The sequence below is a fragment of the Bradyrhizobium sp. CFUWI genome (genome assembly GCF_056429085.1).
The window spans coordinates 1-396 of sequence record NZ_JBWJZE010000294.1 but is presented as its reverse complement, the minus strand read 5'-3'; the positions used below and the strand labels follow the sequence as shown (position 1 = coordinate 396).

1 protein-coding gene is annotated in these 396 nt (G+C 57.8%); it reads left to right on the top strand.

What is annotated here, in order from left to right; all coding sequences use genetic code 11:
* On the top strand, nt 1-396 hold a 396-nt coding region (locus tag AC066S_RS39875; protein ID WP_478272076.1), incomplete at both ends, for an extracellular solute-binding protein.

Sequence of the window (396 nt, the reverse complement as noted above, 5' to 3'; positions counted from 1 at the left end):
CCTGCGGTGGTGCGATCGTCGACGACTCGGGCAAGGTGACCGTCGACTCTCCGGAGTCCATCAAAGGTATCCAGACAGCCGTCGACGCCTTCAAATCCAAACTCATCCCGACCGCTGCTCTGGAGTGGAAGGAAGAGGACAGCCGCAATGGCTTCGAGTCTGGCAAAGTCCTCTTCCTACGTAACTGGCCTTACCAGTACGGCAACGACCTTAAGGAACTCGGCCCCGACAAGTTCGGTCTTGCCCCGTTGCCGTCCATTGATGGCAAGGCCTACACGCCGACCCTGGGCGGCCACAACTGCGCTATCACCACTAACTGCAAGAACAAGGCCACAGCCCTTAAGTTTGTCAAGTGGTGGACTAGCAAGGAGTCTGAGCAGCACAACCTCGAGAAGC